This window comes from Streptomyces sp. NBC_00104, assembly GCF_045160825.1.
GTDB lineage: Bacteria > Actinomycetota > Actinomycetes > Streptomycetales > Streptomycetaceae > Streptomyces.
On record NZ_CP108215.1, the window covers coordinates 5,761,521 to 5,775,751 of the forward strand.

At 70.0% G+C, this 14,231-nt stretch carries 9 protein-coding genes; 7 read left to right on the forward strand and 2 right to left on the reverse strand.

Annotated elements, in window-relative coordinates; translation table 11 throughout:
* The first annotated feature begins 1 nt into the window (after window position 1).
* The 4 genes from OG272_RS25385 to OG272_RS25400 all read left to right on the forward strand — a co-directional run bounded on the left by OG272_RS25385 (window position 2) and on the right by OG272_RS25400 (window position 5,412).
* Window positions 2-496 carry an SseB family protein gene (locus OG272_RS25385; protein WP_327728755.1) on the forward strand — a complete coding sequence of 165 codons (495 nt, stop codon included), beginning with the start codon at window positions 2-4 and terminating at the stop codon, window positions 494-496.
* Window positions 497-1,647: 1,151 nt separating this feature from the next.
* A complete protein-coding gene (locus tag OG272_RS25390) occupies window positions 1,648-2,619 on the forward strand; it encodes a pirin family protein (protein WP_327728753.1) in 972 nt (323 codons plus the stop codon).
* 525 nt (window positions 2,620-3,144) lie between these two features.
* Window positions 3,145-4,599, forward strand: coding sequence for a hypothetical protein (locus OG272_RS25395; protein ID WP_405896073.1), 1,455 nt, complete (start codon window positions 3,145-3,147; stop codon window positions 4,597-4,599).
* 120 nt (window positions 4,600-4,719) lie between these two features.
* Window positions 4,720-5,412: a hypothetical protein gene (locus tag OG272_RS25400; protein WP_326580468.1), complete on the forward strand. Its 693-nt coding sequence runs from the start codon at window positions 4,720-4,722 to the stop codon at window positions 5,410-5,412.
* Between the two features lie 130 nt (window positions 5,413-5,542).
* Here the strand turns inward: OG272_RS25400 and OG272_RS25405 are convergent, their stop codons facing one another.
* Both OG272_RS25405 and OG272_RS25410 read right to left on the reverse strand, forming a co-directional pair.
* On the reverse strand, window positions 5,543-6,478 hold the full coding sequence (locus OG272_RS25405; RefSeq protein ID WP_327728751.1) for a BRO family protein: 936 nt from the start codon (window positions 6,476-6,478) through the stop codon (window positions 5,543-5,545).
* A 217-nt stretch (window positions 6,479-6,695) separates the two neighbouring features.
* A complete protein-coding gene (locus OG272_RS25410) occupies window positions 6,696-9,635 on the reverse strand; it encodes a SpoIIE family protein phosphatase (RefSeq protein ID WP_405894932.1) in 2,940 nt (979 codons plus the stop codon).
* 353 nt (window positions 9,636-9,988) lie between these two features.
* Here OG272_RS25410 and aspS point away from each other — a divergent pair, with 353 nt between their 5' ends.
* From aspS to OG272_RS25425, 3 genes are all read left to right on the forward strand, one after another.
* Window positions 9,989-11,752 (forward strand): aspartate--tRNA ligase, encoded by a 1,764-nt coding sequence (gene aspS, locus OG272_RS25415; protein ID WP_326580462.1) that lies wholly within the window; start codon window positions 9,989-9,991, stop codon window positions 11,750-11,752.
* A 158-nt stretch (window positions 11,753-11,910) separates the two neighbouring features.
* A complete protein-coding gene (locus tag OG272_RS25420) occupies window positions 11,911-12,867 on the forward strand; it encodes an intradiol ring-cleavage dioxygenase (RefSeq protein ID WP_405894934.1) in 957 nt (318 codons plus the stop codon).
* Window positions 12,868-13,021: 154 nt separating this feature from the next.
* The gene (locus tag OG272_RS25425; protein WP_327728749.1) at window positions 13,022-14,026 is read left to right on the forward strand and encodes a dioxygenase; all 1,005 of its coding nucleotides are present in this window, start codon (window positions 13,022-13,024) and stop codon (window positions 14,024-14,026) included.
* The last annotated feature ends 205 nt before the right edge of the window (window positions 14,027-14,231 follow it).

Below are 14,231 nucleotides of genomic sequence, written 5' to 3' on the forward strand. Positions count from 1 at the left end.
CATGTACGGCTACGACCAGAGCGCCGGCCCTCAGCAGCAGTACGCCCCGCCGCCGCAGCAGCAGATGCCCGGGCAGATGCCCGGCGGCCAGATGGGGGGCGGTTACGGGCAGCAGCAACCGCTGTACCCGGAGCCGTCCCCGCCCTCCCTCGCGGACGGGGTCCGCGCCTTCACCACCGGTCAGATGGCCGCGGAGGACTTCCAGCAGGTCTTCGCGACGTCCAAGGTGTACTGCCCGCGCGGCGACAACCCCGGGTTCCTCGCGCTGCACAACACCCAGCAGCCGGTGATCCCCATGTTCACCTCGCTCAAGGAGCTGCGCCGGTACGCCGGCAAGGAGTCCAAGTACTTCGTGATCACCGGTGCGGAGGTGATCGATCTGCTGCCGACCGGGTACGGCTTCGTCCTCGACATGGAGGGGGAGCACCGGATGGTGTTCGACGCGAAGGCCGTGGAGCAGATGGTGGAGTTCGCGATGCGGCGGATGTACGGATAGTTCCGCCGGTTCAGCAGGGTCCGGCTTCGGCAGGGTCCGGCTTCAGCAGGGTCTGGGTTCGGCTCGGTGGGGTGCGGTTCGGTGGGGTGCGGTTCGTCGCGGGGTGCGGGTGGTGTGTGGTTGCTCGCGCAGTTCCCCGCGCCCCCTGGGGGTCGCTGCCCCGTAGAGGCTTGCTGAAGCGTTTCTTCCGGTCCATGGGTCCCCTACGGTGACCGGTGACCGAGATCGACACATCGCCGCTGGTCCTGCATGGCCGGCGGCGTTCTGTTGCCCGGCTGGAGGCCGGGGTGCTGTTGCTGGATCGGGGGCGGACGTGTCGGGGGGTGCCCGTGGCGGCGGTCGAGCGGGTGGGGGTGGCGGCGGTCGAACGGGTGGGGGGTGGGCGGTCCTCGGGATCAGGGGCTGACCGTCGTGCTGACCGCCGTGGCTCCCTCCTCCTGTGACGTATGCGCGTCGGGTCCGCAGCGCTCCCGATGCTCCGGGAGTGCGCGGCGGCCATGAGCCGGGCGGGCCGGGCGCTACCCGTGCGGGACGCCGAGGGGCCGCGTGTCGTGTCGACGGGGCGGGGCTGGGGCTGGGGCTGGTGTCGGAGGAGGCGGTGAGGCCGTGGCGTGGTCGCCGAGCCGGGGGCACCGGGTCGCGGCGGGGCTGCCGTCCGGCCGTCCGTCCGTCCGTCCGGCCGTCTGTCTGCTGGCGCCGCTCGTGCTGTGGTTCGCCGACAGGGTGACGCCGCTCGCCCGGTGGCTGCTGGGCCCGGTGGCCGCTGGGCTCCGTGGTGGCTGGGATCGGGGTCTGGGCGGTGATGGACGGCTGGGGGGTGAAGGGGAAGGCCGCCGCGCCGCGCAGCGCGCAGGGCCGGGGGTGCCGAGCGGGTCGAGATCGTCTACGGCTCCGAGGATCCGGAGGACGACATGGCCGGACGCGGGACGGCGGCGCGACTGGCCGGGACGTGGCTGCTCGTCGTGCTGGTCGGGGGGGGCGATGGCGGCCGGGGTGGTGTTCGTGGTCGTGGGAGTGGTGGCCCTGTTCCCCTGGCCCGGAGCGGAATGAGACGCCTACGGCCGGGCGGGAATGAGATGCGGTCCGTGCGCTGTTAGGGCTGGCAGAAAGTTCAACAATCAACTAAACTGAGCGCACAAGGAGGTACCGACATGCCCGCAGTGACCGTCGAGAACCCGCTGACCCTGCCCCGTGTCGCCGCACCGACCGACGCGGTGGCCCGTCCGGTGCTCACCGTGACGACCGCGCCCAGTGGTTTCGAGGGCGAGGGCTTCCCGGTCCGCCGTGCGTTCGCCGGGATCAACTACCGCCACCTCGACCCGTTCATCATGATGGACCAGATGGGCGAGGTGGACTACGCGCCGGGAGAGCCGAAGGGCACCCCCTGGCACCCCCACCGCGGCTTCGAGACCGTCACCTACATCATCGACGGGATCTTCGACCACCAGGACAGCCACGGCGGTGGCGGCACCATCACCAACGGCGACACCCAGTGGATGACGGCCGGCTCGGGCCTCCTCCACATCGAGGCGCCGCCGGAGTCCCTCGTCATGTCCGGCGGTCTCTTCCATGGCATCCAGCTGTGGGTGAACCTCCCGGCCCGGGACAAGATGATGGCCCCGAAGTACCAGGACATCCGCGGCGGCCAGGTCCAGCTCCTCACCACGCCCGACGGCGGCGCGCTCCTCCGCGTCATCGCCGGTGAGCTGGACGGCCACGAGGGGCCGGGTATCACCCACACCCCGATCACCCTGCTCCACGCGACCGTCGCGCCGGGCGCGGAGATCACCCTGCCGTGGCGCGAGGACTTCAACGCCCTCGCGTACGTCCTCGGTGGGCGCGGCACCGTCGGTGCGGACCGGCGTCCGATCCACCTCGGCCAGACGGCCGTCTTCGGAGCGGGTTCCTCGATCACCTTCCGCGCGGACGAGCAGCAGGACTCCGACGCGCCCGACCTGGAGATCGTGCTTCTCGGCGGACAGCCGATCCGTGAGCCCATGGCCCACTACGGTCCGTTCGTCATGAACACCCGCGACGAGCTGCAGCAGGCGTTCGAGGACTTCCAGAAGGGGCGGCTGGGGACGATCCCGGCGGTTCACGGGATGACCTCCGAGGGGCTGTAGACCTGCGAAGCCCGGAAAGAAAGCCCCGTCCACATGTGGACGGGGCTTTCTTTCCGGGCTTTTCCGCACTCGACAGGGGGCGCCACCAAAGGCGATAAATGCGGTGCATCTTCCCCAATCGGGCTGCGGGGAGTTCTCCGGGTTCACTGTCTTCCGGGTGATCATGCCCACCCGGAGATGACTGGATCGGCTTTGTTTCCGCCGCGTACATTCTGGCGTGTCCACCCACTCGGCTGACTTCCGAGACGGGTGGCTCTCGGGGGAGACAGCACTCAGATCCCGCGTTGGCCTGCGGCCAGGGCGTGGTTCGGCGTGCCCGCTGCCCCGCCGCATGAACGGGGAAACGGGGAGAGAACTCATGCGCAGCGTGCCTGACGACAGCGAATATCGCCGACATCACCGATATCGCCGAAATCAACGGTGTCGCGAATATTGCGGGTATCGCGGATATCGCCGTCCGGTCGACCATTCTCCGTTCGCTTGAGTACGAATGCGCTGTCACTCCTGAGATTCCGCGTGGCCGTCATCGCTGCCTGCTCGGCGGTTGTGGCCGTGGTGCGGCGCCTTCCGATCTGGTCGGTTCCGGTGGTGTGGACCCTCGCTCTCGGCCTGTGGGGGCTGTCGCGGGAGTACAGCGTGTGGCGGGACGAGGCCGCGACCTGGCAGGTGGCACGGCGGTCGGCCGCCGACATCTGGCACATGCTGGGGCAGGTCGATGTCGTACATGGGTTCTACTACCTGCTGATGCACGGCCTCTTCGCGTGCTTCGGACCCGGCACGACGACCCTGCGGCTGCCCTCGGTGCTGGCCATGGCGGTGGCGGCCGCCTGTGTGACGGTCATCGGCAGCCGGCTGGCCGGGGCCTGGGCGGGCCTGGGGGGCGGACTGGTGTTCGGGCTGCTGCCGGCCGTGCAGTTCCATCTCCAGGAGGGCCGCCCCTATGCGCTGATAGCGGCGGGCGCGGGAATCTCGACCCTGCTGCTGGTGACCGTGCTCCAGCGGGAGCGGGGTGGCCGAGGGGCGCACTGGGCGGCGTACGGGGGCGCGATCCTGGTGTGCGGGCTGCTGAACTGGCTGTCGTTGCTGATCGTGCCCGCGCACGCGGCGACCCTGGCGTGGGCGCGGGCACCGCGAGCGGTGTGGGTGCGCTGGGCGACGGCCTCCGCGGTCGGCGTGGCGGGGGTCCTGCCGTTGATCCTGTTCAGCCGGCAGCAGTCCGGCCAGGTGTCCTGGATACCGCCGCTGACCTGGCACATGCTGATCGGCCCCGCGGTCCTGCTGGCGATCGGCTGTCTCGGGGCCCTGCTGGACCGGCCGCGGACGGGGCGAGTGTCGGTGGCGGCGGTCGGACTGCCGCTGTTGGTGGTGCCGCAGCTCGGTCTGCTCGGCCTCTCCCTGATCCGCCCCCTGTTCCTGGACCGCTATGTCCTGTTCAGCATGCTGGGTCTGGCCCTTCTGATCGGGGCGGCCCTGGGCGCGGCGGTCCGGGCCGTCCGGCCGGGGTTCCCGAGGGCGTCGCCGTGGCTCGTCCCGGTGCTGGTCGCCGTCGCGGTGGCGGCGCTGTTGCCGCAGTCGCTGGCCAAGCGGTCCCCCGCCAGCCGGGTCGACGACGTCCTGGCGACCGCCGTGCACGTACGACGCCTGAAGCAGCCCGGTGACGCGGTGCTCTTCGCGCCGTCGGCCCGGCGCGACACCGCGCTGGTCTCCCCCGACGACTTCGCGGGGTTACGGGACATCGCGCTGGCCCAGAGCCCCGTCGCCTCCGGGACGCTGAAGGGGGTGGAGGCGGATCCGGCCCGGATCCGGACCGCGATGCTGGCTCAGCGGCGCATCCTGTTGATCACCGACGCGCCCGGTGTGGCCCGGCCGCTGTCGGGGGGACGGGACAGGACGAAGGCCGCGGTGCTGAGGGAGTACTTCACCGTGGTGGCGGACGAGGCGGTGCGCGGGCGGCGACTGCTCGTGTACGAGCGGCTCTGATCGGACGGGCGCTCCGGCGAGACGGTGAGGCGGCGAGGTGCGTATCCCCCATACCGCGCATACTGGAGAAGAGTCCTGATTCGGGACCCTCGCGTGAGTCTCGTCACGTGGGAGGCCGGCATGACGATTCCGACACCGACGTCGCAGATGGCGCCCCAGCTCGACGCGGACGAGGCCCCTCGAAGAAACCTGTGGCCCGGGATCGCCGGGATCGCGTCCGGCGTACTGATGCTCGTCGCGCTGCTCGTGAGCTACGGCAACAGCCCGGACTACACGGGTGCGGACGGCCTCCGGGACACGGTCACCTTCTACCGCGACAGCGGCAACCTCGACCTCACCGAGGCCATGAGCCTGGTGATGCTGGCCGCGACCCTGCTCTTCTTCTGGTTCCTGGCGGCGCTGGCGCGCCTGGCCGGGGCCCGGTCCTCCCTGGTGCTCGTCGGCGGGACCGCGTTCGTCGTGCTCGTGATGATCGCGACGATCACCGGTGCCATCTACGCGCTGTCCGCCAACCACACGGAGACGTTCCTGGTGGGGCCGCAGACGGCGATGGTGGCCATGCTGCTGATGGACGTCTCCTACGCCGGGTTCATCGCGGCCATGGCCGCCGCGGCCGTCCTGCTGTTCGCGGTGTGGCGGGTCTCCGTCACGACGGGGGCGTTGCCGGCCTGGCTCGGCTGGTTCGCGTTCGTCATCGCGGTGCTGTGCCTGGCGGGGCCGTTCAGCGCGTGGCTCACCGCGCCGCTGATGGGGGTGTGGGTGGTCGTGGCGGGGGTGGTGCTTGTGCTGCGTTCGCCGTCCAGGGGTAGTTGAGTTCAGATACGGTAGGACGAGGCCCGAAGCCGCAACTTCGATTTGCGACTTCGGGCCTGTCCTGTGTGGATTCCGCTGCGGGGCTGCGGGGCTGCGGGGCTGCGGGGCTGCGGGGGTTGGGGGGTGGGGGCTACGGAAGGACGTACACCTGCGCCCCGTCCGGAGCGCAGCCCGCCTGCCGTACGCATCCGCGCTTGAGTAGCATCCTCAGGCAGTCGTTGACGCGTTCCCGGGGCAACCCTGTACGGGTGGAGATCTCCTCCATACGGTAACGGGCCTCGCCGCGTACCAGCGCAGGGGCGAGGTAGGCCGCGACCGCGTGGATGTCCTCGGTGACCACGAGGTTCTTCGCCTTCCAGGTGGCGAGGAGGGCCTGGGGGGTCAACTCCGGTTCCGGGGTGGGGCGGGGGTGGTCGGTGGGGTGCCTGATGCTTGTGGCGATGTCCTGCAGGGCGTCGGCCATGATGCTCTGGCTGCGACTGATCAGGCGCAGGAGGTCGTTCCGCTCCTCCTGGAACGCCGTCAGCATCTCGTCCGCCCGGATGTTCCGCTCTTCGAGCCGCACGATGGCATCGGCAACTTGCCGGGGCATGGCGTAGGCCGTGCCGCCGGTGGGGGCGGGTTGTACGGGGGCCGGTTCGAGGGCGTAGGAGCCGTCGCGCTGGATGGTGACGATGACTTCGGAGACCCAGGTCTTGAAGGGGTGGGACTCGGGCTTCGTGCATCCGTTGACGAGTTGGACGAGGCCCTGCAGGTTCACCATCTTCATGGTTCTGCGTAGCCCGTGACCTGCGATATTGCGCGTTGCGTCGCTCTGATCGACGCTTCGCGCAATATCACCGAGCGTAGTTACATGTTGTTGCGAAACCATGTTGCGCACGGCATCTCGTGTGTTGGCGTAGCCGAGGTTCCCCGCCACGTCCACCGCCGGGAACCAGTGCGTCCCGTCCGGCAGTGTGAGCCTCCGAAGTCGCGCGCCCGTAGCCGCGAAGACGAAGTCGTTGATGTCGATCGCGTCCTGGTGTGCCGTCGTTTCTTTCGGCGGCGTGTTGTTCTGCTCGTACATCGAGCATCACCTCCGCTCCGGAAGCTAGGCAAGCGGGGGTGTAACTCATGTCTTTAGCAAGGATGTTCACCCGTTAGGGGACCGATGCATCGATTCTGCGGGACTCCCGTCGGGCTGTGGACACGGTCCGGGCGCTGTCGCCGTGTGGGAGCTGGTCGCGCGGTTCCCCGCGGCCCTGACGGGGCACGATCCGACGCCGCTTGAGCGGTTGGCCGTCCTATCTCGTCGATCCCCCGTTCGCGCCGGCACCGTCCGGTGGTGCCGTCTCGTACAGCTCGAACCAGATGCTCTTGCCCTCGCCGCGGGGGTCCACGCCCCAGGCGTCCGCGAGCATGTCCATCAGGACGAGGCCGCGGCCGGACGAGGCGAGTTCGCCGGGGTGGCGCTTGTGGGGGAGGTCGTCGCTGGCGTCGGTGACCTCGATGCGCATCCGGCGTTTGCCGCCGTCGCCGGTCATCTCGGCCACGAGGAGGGCGTCGGCGTCCGTGTGGACGAGCACGTTCGTGAGCATCTCGGAGACGAGAAGCACGGCGGAGTCGACCTGGTCGCCGCAGCTCCAGTCGTGAAGGAGTTCGCGCACCTGCTGGCGGGCGCCGGCTATGCGTTCGGGCTCCGCCTGGGCGATGGTCAGGGCGGTGCGGCGGACGGGCGGCCGTACGGCGGTGGTGTCGCCGCAGCCGCAGCCCTCGCTCTCCCGGCACAGCAACAGCATCGCTATGTCGTCCTCCCGCCGGTCGGCGAGCGGGCCGGGCGTGTGGTGCGAGGAGGGGCCGTGCACGCCCTGGACGAGCGCGTCGGCCAACGCCTCCAGCCTCCCCGGCGCCAGACCGACCGCCTCCAGCCGAGCCGATACGAGGGGGGCCGGCTGAGGCCGCCTCGGCGCGAGGCCAGTGGGTTCCGGGTGGGCCGGGATACGGTCGTCGTGCTCCGGGTGGCCCGGCGTGGGGTCACCGGCCACCTGGGGGGTCGGCGTGGGGGCGGCGCGCTCCGGTTGGCTCGGCGTGGCTCCGCTGGGTTCCGGGCGGTGCGGCGTGAGGGCAGCAGGCTCCGGGGCGCCCGCCGCGGGCGTACCCGGTCCCAGGTGACTCGTTTCCACGCGAACCGGCTCAGGACCACGTGCTTCGTCGCCGCCGGTTCGGTGCCCGCCCCGCCTCAGGCCATCGACACCTCGGCCAAGGGCACCCCGGCCATCGACACCCCGGCCATCGACACCCCGGCCATCGACACCCCGGCCATCGACACCCCGGCCATCGACACCCCGGCCATCGACACCCCGGCCATCGACACCCCGGCCACCGGCACCCTGGCCAAGGGCACCCCGGCCATCGGCACCCTGGCCAAGGGCACCCCGGCCATCGGCACCCTGGCCAAGGGCACCCCGGCCATCGGCACCCTGGCCACCGGCACTCCGCCCGTCGCCGTACCTGCCCTCGACGATCAGCCCACCGTCGTCGAGCCCACCGACCTCGCGACCCTCCGTACTCAGCCGGTCCGTACTCAGCCGTTCCGCAATCAGCCGTTCCGCACCCACACGGCCCGCCTCCGGCCCCCCGTCCCCCTCGTCCGCGCCCTCGTGCTCCCCCTCGCCCTCGTACGGTCTCGCGTCGAAGGACTCCAGGATCGTGCGGATGCGGCGCCAGCCCGTGTCGAGGTCGTGGCCGCCGGTTTCGATGAGGCCGTCGGTGCACAGGAGCATGGTTTCGCCGGGTTCGAGGACCAGGCGGGTGGTGGGGTAGTCGGCGTCGGGGTCGATGCCGAGGGGGAGGCCGCCCGGGGTCGGGCGGACGAGGACCGTGCCGTCGGCCATGCGGACCACCGGGTCGGGGTGCCCGGCACGGGCGATGTCGAGGACGCCTGACACCGGGTCGACCTCGACGTAGAGGCAGGTCGCGAAGCGCAGGTCGGCGTACGCGTCCTCGTCGGTGTTGGTGATGCCGTGCAGGAAGCGCGAGGCGCGGGAGAGGACGGCGTCGGGGCGGTGGCCCTCGGAGGCGTAGGCGCGCAGGGCTATGCGGAGCTGGCCCATGAGGCCGGCGGCGCGTACGTCGTGGCCCTGGACGTCGCCGATGACCAGGGCGAACCGGCCGCTCGGCAGGGCGATCATGTCGTACCAGTCGCCGCCGACCTGGAGTCCGCCCCCGGTGGGGACGTAGCGCGCGGCGACGCTCATCCCGGGTATCTCGGGGCCCAGCGTGGGCAGCATCGTGCGCTGGAGGCCGTCGGTCAGCTCGCGTTCCGTCTCGGCGGCGCCCGCGCGGGAGAGGGCCTGGGCGAGCATGCGGGCGACGGTGGTCAGCACCGAGCGCTCGTCGGGGGTGAAGGTGACGGGGTGGGTGAAGCCCGCCATCCACGCGCCCATCGTGCGGCCGGCGACGGTCAGCGGCAGGAACGCCCAGGACTGTCGGCCGAACTGTTCGGCGAGCGGCCAGGCCGTGGGGTAGCGCGCCTTGTAGTCCTCGGGGGAGGAGAGGTAGACGGCGCGGCCGGTGCGGACCACCTCGGCGGCCGGGTAGTCCGTCTCTAGCGGCATATGGGTGAAGGGGCCCTCGTCGCCCTGGTTGTGCCCGTGGTGTCCGATGACGGTGAGCCGGTCGGCCTCCACACCGAAGACCGCGAGTCCGTCCGGTGAGAAGCCGGGCATCGCCAGGCCCGCCGCGACCCGCAGCACCTCCGCGGTGGACCGCGCCTCGGCCAGCGCCCGGCCCGCGTCCAGCAGGAACGCCTCGCGCGAGCGCCGCCAGTCGCCGGTGACGGACGGGGCGCGGGCGGCGGTCTCCGGCGAGGGCTCGGTGACCTCCTGGATGGTGCCGATCAGCTCGAAGGACTTGCGGACCGGGTCGAAGGTCGGTTTGGAACGGCTGCGAATCGTGCGGATCACCCGGCCCCGGTCGTCCATGACCCGGATCCGTACCTCGGCGAGGGTGTCCTCGGCGACGGCGAGCTGCACGACCGAGACGATCTCGTTCCAGTCGACGGGGTGCAGGCGCGAGCGCGCCCCGGCCTGGGTGAGCGTCGTCGGTTCCGCGGGCAGACCCATGAGCCGGGCGGCTTCGGCGTCCAACGTGACGGTTCCGGCAGCGCTGTCCCAGGTCCACAGTCCCGTCGCGAGGGCGGACAGGACGTCCCCCACGGTGGGCGGGGGCTCACCAGTGCGCATTGACCCACTCTAAGAACAGCTGATCGGACCGTGCCACCGAAGCCGTTCCGGGCACCGAGCGGTACCGGAGGCCATGACAAGTAACCACGACCGGCGGCGACGGAGGTGACGGCAATCGACGCTAGCGACAGTAACCGCTTACGGTCCTGCCCATGGCTATGACCGTGCGTATCCGGTCAGTGCGGCGGCGGCCGCGGGGTCGGGGCCCTGCCGCCCAGCGGTAAATGGTGGGGAGGCGATCTCGGGGTGCCCGGTACGCTTGGGGTTGTTTCACGTGAAACACCGGCCGTGAGACACCACCGGCCGTGAGACACCCGCCAGATCCCCGATCAGCGAAGGCTGGATGAACGACGATGCATCGGTACAGGTCCCACACCTGCGGCGAGCTCCGCGCCTCTGACGTCGGCACCGACGTCCGGCTGAGCGGCTGGCTGCACAATCGGCGCGACCTGGGCGGCATCCTCTTCATCGATCTCCGGGATCACTACGGCATCACGCAGCTGGTGGCCCGTCCGGGCACCCCGGCGTACGAGGCGCTGGACAAGATCTCCAAGGAGTCGACCGTCCGTGTCGACGGCAAGGTCGTCTCGCGAGGCTCCGAGAACATCAACCCGGACCTGCCCTCCGGCGAGATCGAGGTCGAGGTCGGCGAGGTCGAGCTGCTCGGCGCGGCCGCCCCGCTCCCCTTCACGATCAACGCCGAGGACGGGGTCAACGAGGAGCGGCGGCTGGAGTACCGCTTCCTCGACCTGCGCCGCGAGCGCATGCACCGCAACATCATGCTGCGTACGGCCGTGATCAGCGCCATCCGTCACAAGATGACGGCCCTCGGGTTCAACGAGATGGCTACGCCGATCCTGTCCGCCACCTCCCCGGAGGGCGCCCGCGACTTCGTCGTGCCGTCGCGCCTCAACCCGGGCAAGTTCTACGCCCTCCCCCAGGCTCCGCAGCAGTTCAAGCAGCTGCTGATGATCTCGGGCTTCGACCGGTACTTCCAGATCGCGCCCTGCTTCCGTGACGAGGACGCGCGCGCGGACCGTTCGCCGGGCGAGTTCTACCAGCTCGACGTGGAGATGTCCTTCGTCGAGCAGGAGGACGTGTTCCAGCCCATCGAGAAGCTCATGACCGAGCTGTTCGAGGAGTTCGGCAAGGGTCGGCACGTCACCTCCCCCTTCCCGCGCATCCCGTTCCGCGAGGCGATGCTCAAGTACGGCTCCGACAAGCCGGACCTGCGGGCCCAGCTGGAGCTGGTGGACATCACCGACGTCTTCGAGGGCTCGGAGTTCAAGGCGTTCGCCGGCAAGCACGTGCGCGCGCTCGCCGTGCCGGACGTCTCCTCCCAGCCGCGCAAGTTCTTCGACCAGCTCGGCGAGTACGCGATCGAGCAGGGCGCGAAGGGCCTGGCCTGGGTGCGGGTCGCCGAGGACGGTTCGCTGTCCGGCCCGATCGCCAAGTTCCTCACCGAGGAGAACGTCGCCGAGCTGACGAAGCGTCTGTCGCTGGCCGCCGGCCATGCGGTGTTCTTCGGCGCGGGCGAGTTCGAGGACGTCTCGAAGATCATGGGCGCTGTGCGGGTCGAGGCCGCCAAGCGTGCCGGGCACTTCGAGGAGGGCGTCTTCCGGTTCTGCTGGATCGTCGACTTCCCGATGTACGAGAAGGACGAGGACACCGGGAAGATCGACTTCTCGCACAACCCGTTCTCGATGCCGCAGGGCGGCCTGGAGGCCCTGGAGACCCAGGACCCGCTGGACATCCTCGGCTGGCAGTACGACATCGTCTGCAACGGCGTCGAGCTGTCCTCCGGCGCGATCCGGAACCACGAGCCCGAGATCATGCTCAAGGCCTTCGAGATCGCGGGCTACGACCGTGACACCGTCGAGGAGCAGTTCGCGGGCATGCTGCGCGCGTTCCGCTTCGGCGCCCCGCCGCACGGCGGTATCGCGCCGGGTGTCGACCGCATCGTCATGCTCCTCGCGGACGAGCCCAACATCCGCGAGACCATCGCCTTCCCGCTCAACGGCAACGCCCAGGACCTCATGATGGGCGCGCCGACCGAGCTGGACGAGACCCGGCTGCGCGAGCTGCACCTGTCGGTGCGGAAGCCGCAGCCGAAGTAGGCAATGAGGCGAACAATGAAGTAAGGCAAGCCTTTCTTGGCTTGTCGGTGAAAAGGGTCCTGAAGTCGTCCGTCGATTTCAGGACCCTTTTCCGTGCGTGGGGAAAAGGCATCGTTTTCTCAGCTCGCTGACAGGGTTCCTATCTAACTTCCCGGCGCATGACAGCGAATCAACAAGAACAGCAGCCCCAGGAGCCGGCCGGAAGGGAGCATGTGACGGACTCGCGGGATGTGACGCGCCGCAAGGTCGTCGTGGCGGGCGTCGGTGTCGTCGCGGCGGTGGGTCTGGGCGGTGCCATGGCGGCGAACGCCGTCGCCGACGAGCAGAGAGAGGAACCCGGCGGTCGCGCTCCCCTCCCGGAGGAGTGCTACCTGCTGACGTCGGAGACCATGGAGGGTCCGTACTACATCGACGCGGACAAGCTCCGCCGGGACGTCACCGAGGACCGTGAGGGCATCCCGCTCCTGCTCCGCCTCAAGGTGATCGACTCCGAGACATGCCGGCCGATCCGCGACGCGGCCGTCGACATCTGGCACTGCGACGCGGTCGGCGTCTACTCCGGCTACGAGGACGTGGGCAACGGCGATGGCGGCCCGGCCCCCACCGGCCCGCCCCCGAGTGGCGACCCCTCCGGCCCGCCCCCGGGCGGTGGACACCAGGAGCCGACGGACGACACCCGCTACCTGCGCGGTACCTGGCGCACGGACCGGCAGGGGTTCGTCACCTTCAAGACCGTCTTTCCGGGCTGGTACACGGGCCGCTGTGTGCACATCCACACGAAGGTCCATGTCAACGGCGAGTGGACGGACGCGGGCTATGAGGGCGGGAACACCTGCCACACCGGACAGTTCTTCTTCGACGAGGAGTCCGTTCTCGCCTCCGCGGTCGTGGAGCCGTACGCGTCCAACACCGCCGACCGCACGACGCTCGACGAGGACTTTCTCTACGACGGCAGCGGCGCCCAGGGCGGCCTGCTGAAGCTCCGTTACGACGAGCGGGACATCTCCCAGGGTGTCCGGGCCTCCCTCACGGTGGGCGTGGACCCGGAGGCGACCAACGAGGGGACGGGGACGCCGCCGCGGCCGAGCACCTCGGCGTCGCCGTCCGCGAGTTAGAGCACACGTAAGGTAAGACTATCCAGAGTTTTTGCCGAAAGGGGGCCCGAAATGGACGGCGATTTCGGGCCCCCTTTCCTTCCGTATGGGAATACATGGCGAACCACAGTCCTTTCTTACGGCTTTGACAGCCTGACTCCCTAATTTCCTGCCCATGACGGGAAACCAGACCGGAAACGAGAAGGCCCAGGGGCCGAAGCACAAGCGGGACCTGACGCGCCGCAAGGTCGTCGTGGCGGGCGCGGGCGCCGTGGCCGCCGTGGGCGTGGGCGGAGCGGTCGTCGCGACCGCGAGCGCGGGGACGAACAAGAAGGGGAGCGCGAAGCCCCTCGCCTCCACGAGCGCGAGCGCCGCCGAGGAGTGCTACAAGCTCACCTCGGAGACCACCGAGGGTCCGTACTACATCGACGCCGACAAGCTCCGCCGGGACATCACCGAGGACAAGGAGGGCATCCCCCTCACCCTCCGCCTCAAGGTGATCGACTCCGAGACCTGCAAGCCGATCCGCGACGCGGCCGTCGACATCTGGCACTGCGACGCGCTGGGTCTCTACTCGGGCTACGAGAGCTTCTCCGAGGGCGGCGGCACCGCCCCCACCGACGCCCCCTCCGGCACCCCGACGGACGTGCCGTCCGGCGCCCCGACCGGGGAGCCCCCGGCCGGTGGCGGCGGTGGCGGCGGCGTGCACGAGGAGCCGACCAGTGACACCCGCTATCTGCGGGGCACCTGGAAGACCGACAAGCAGGGCTTCGTCACCTTCGAGACGATCTTCCCGGGCTGGTACCGGGGTCGCTGCGTGCACATCCACACCAAGGTGCACGTCAACGGCGAGTGGACGGACGCCGGTTACGAGGGCGGCACCACCTGCCACACCGGCCAGTTCTTCTTCGACGAGGAGTCCGTCCTGGCGTCCGCCGAGGTCGAGCCGTACTCGACCTCCACGACCGAGCGCACGACCCTCGACGACGACACGATCTACGACGGCAGCGGCGTCCAGGGCGGTCTGCTGAAGCTGAAGTACAAGAAGAGCGACATCGCCAAGGGCGTCGTCGGCTCCCTCACGGTCGGCGTCGACCCGGAGGCCACGAACACCGGCACGGGCGACTCCGTCCAGCCGGGCGGGACGGACACGGCGTCGGAGTCCGCCTCGGCGAGCTGACCCCGACGGGCGTACGTCGTCGGTGAGCGGCCGAACGACGTACGGCTCGGTGCGAGGCCCGGAAACCCCTCCCCCTGGGTTTCCGGGCCTCTGCCGTGCGCTCGTGTCCGTCTTGGGTACCCGCTGGGGAAGTCATCAGGGGACGCACAGGTTTCTCGACGGACGATCACAGCGGCAGGGGGTGTGATGGGACGTACAGGGTGAG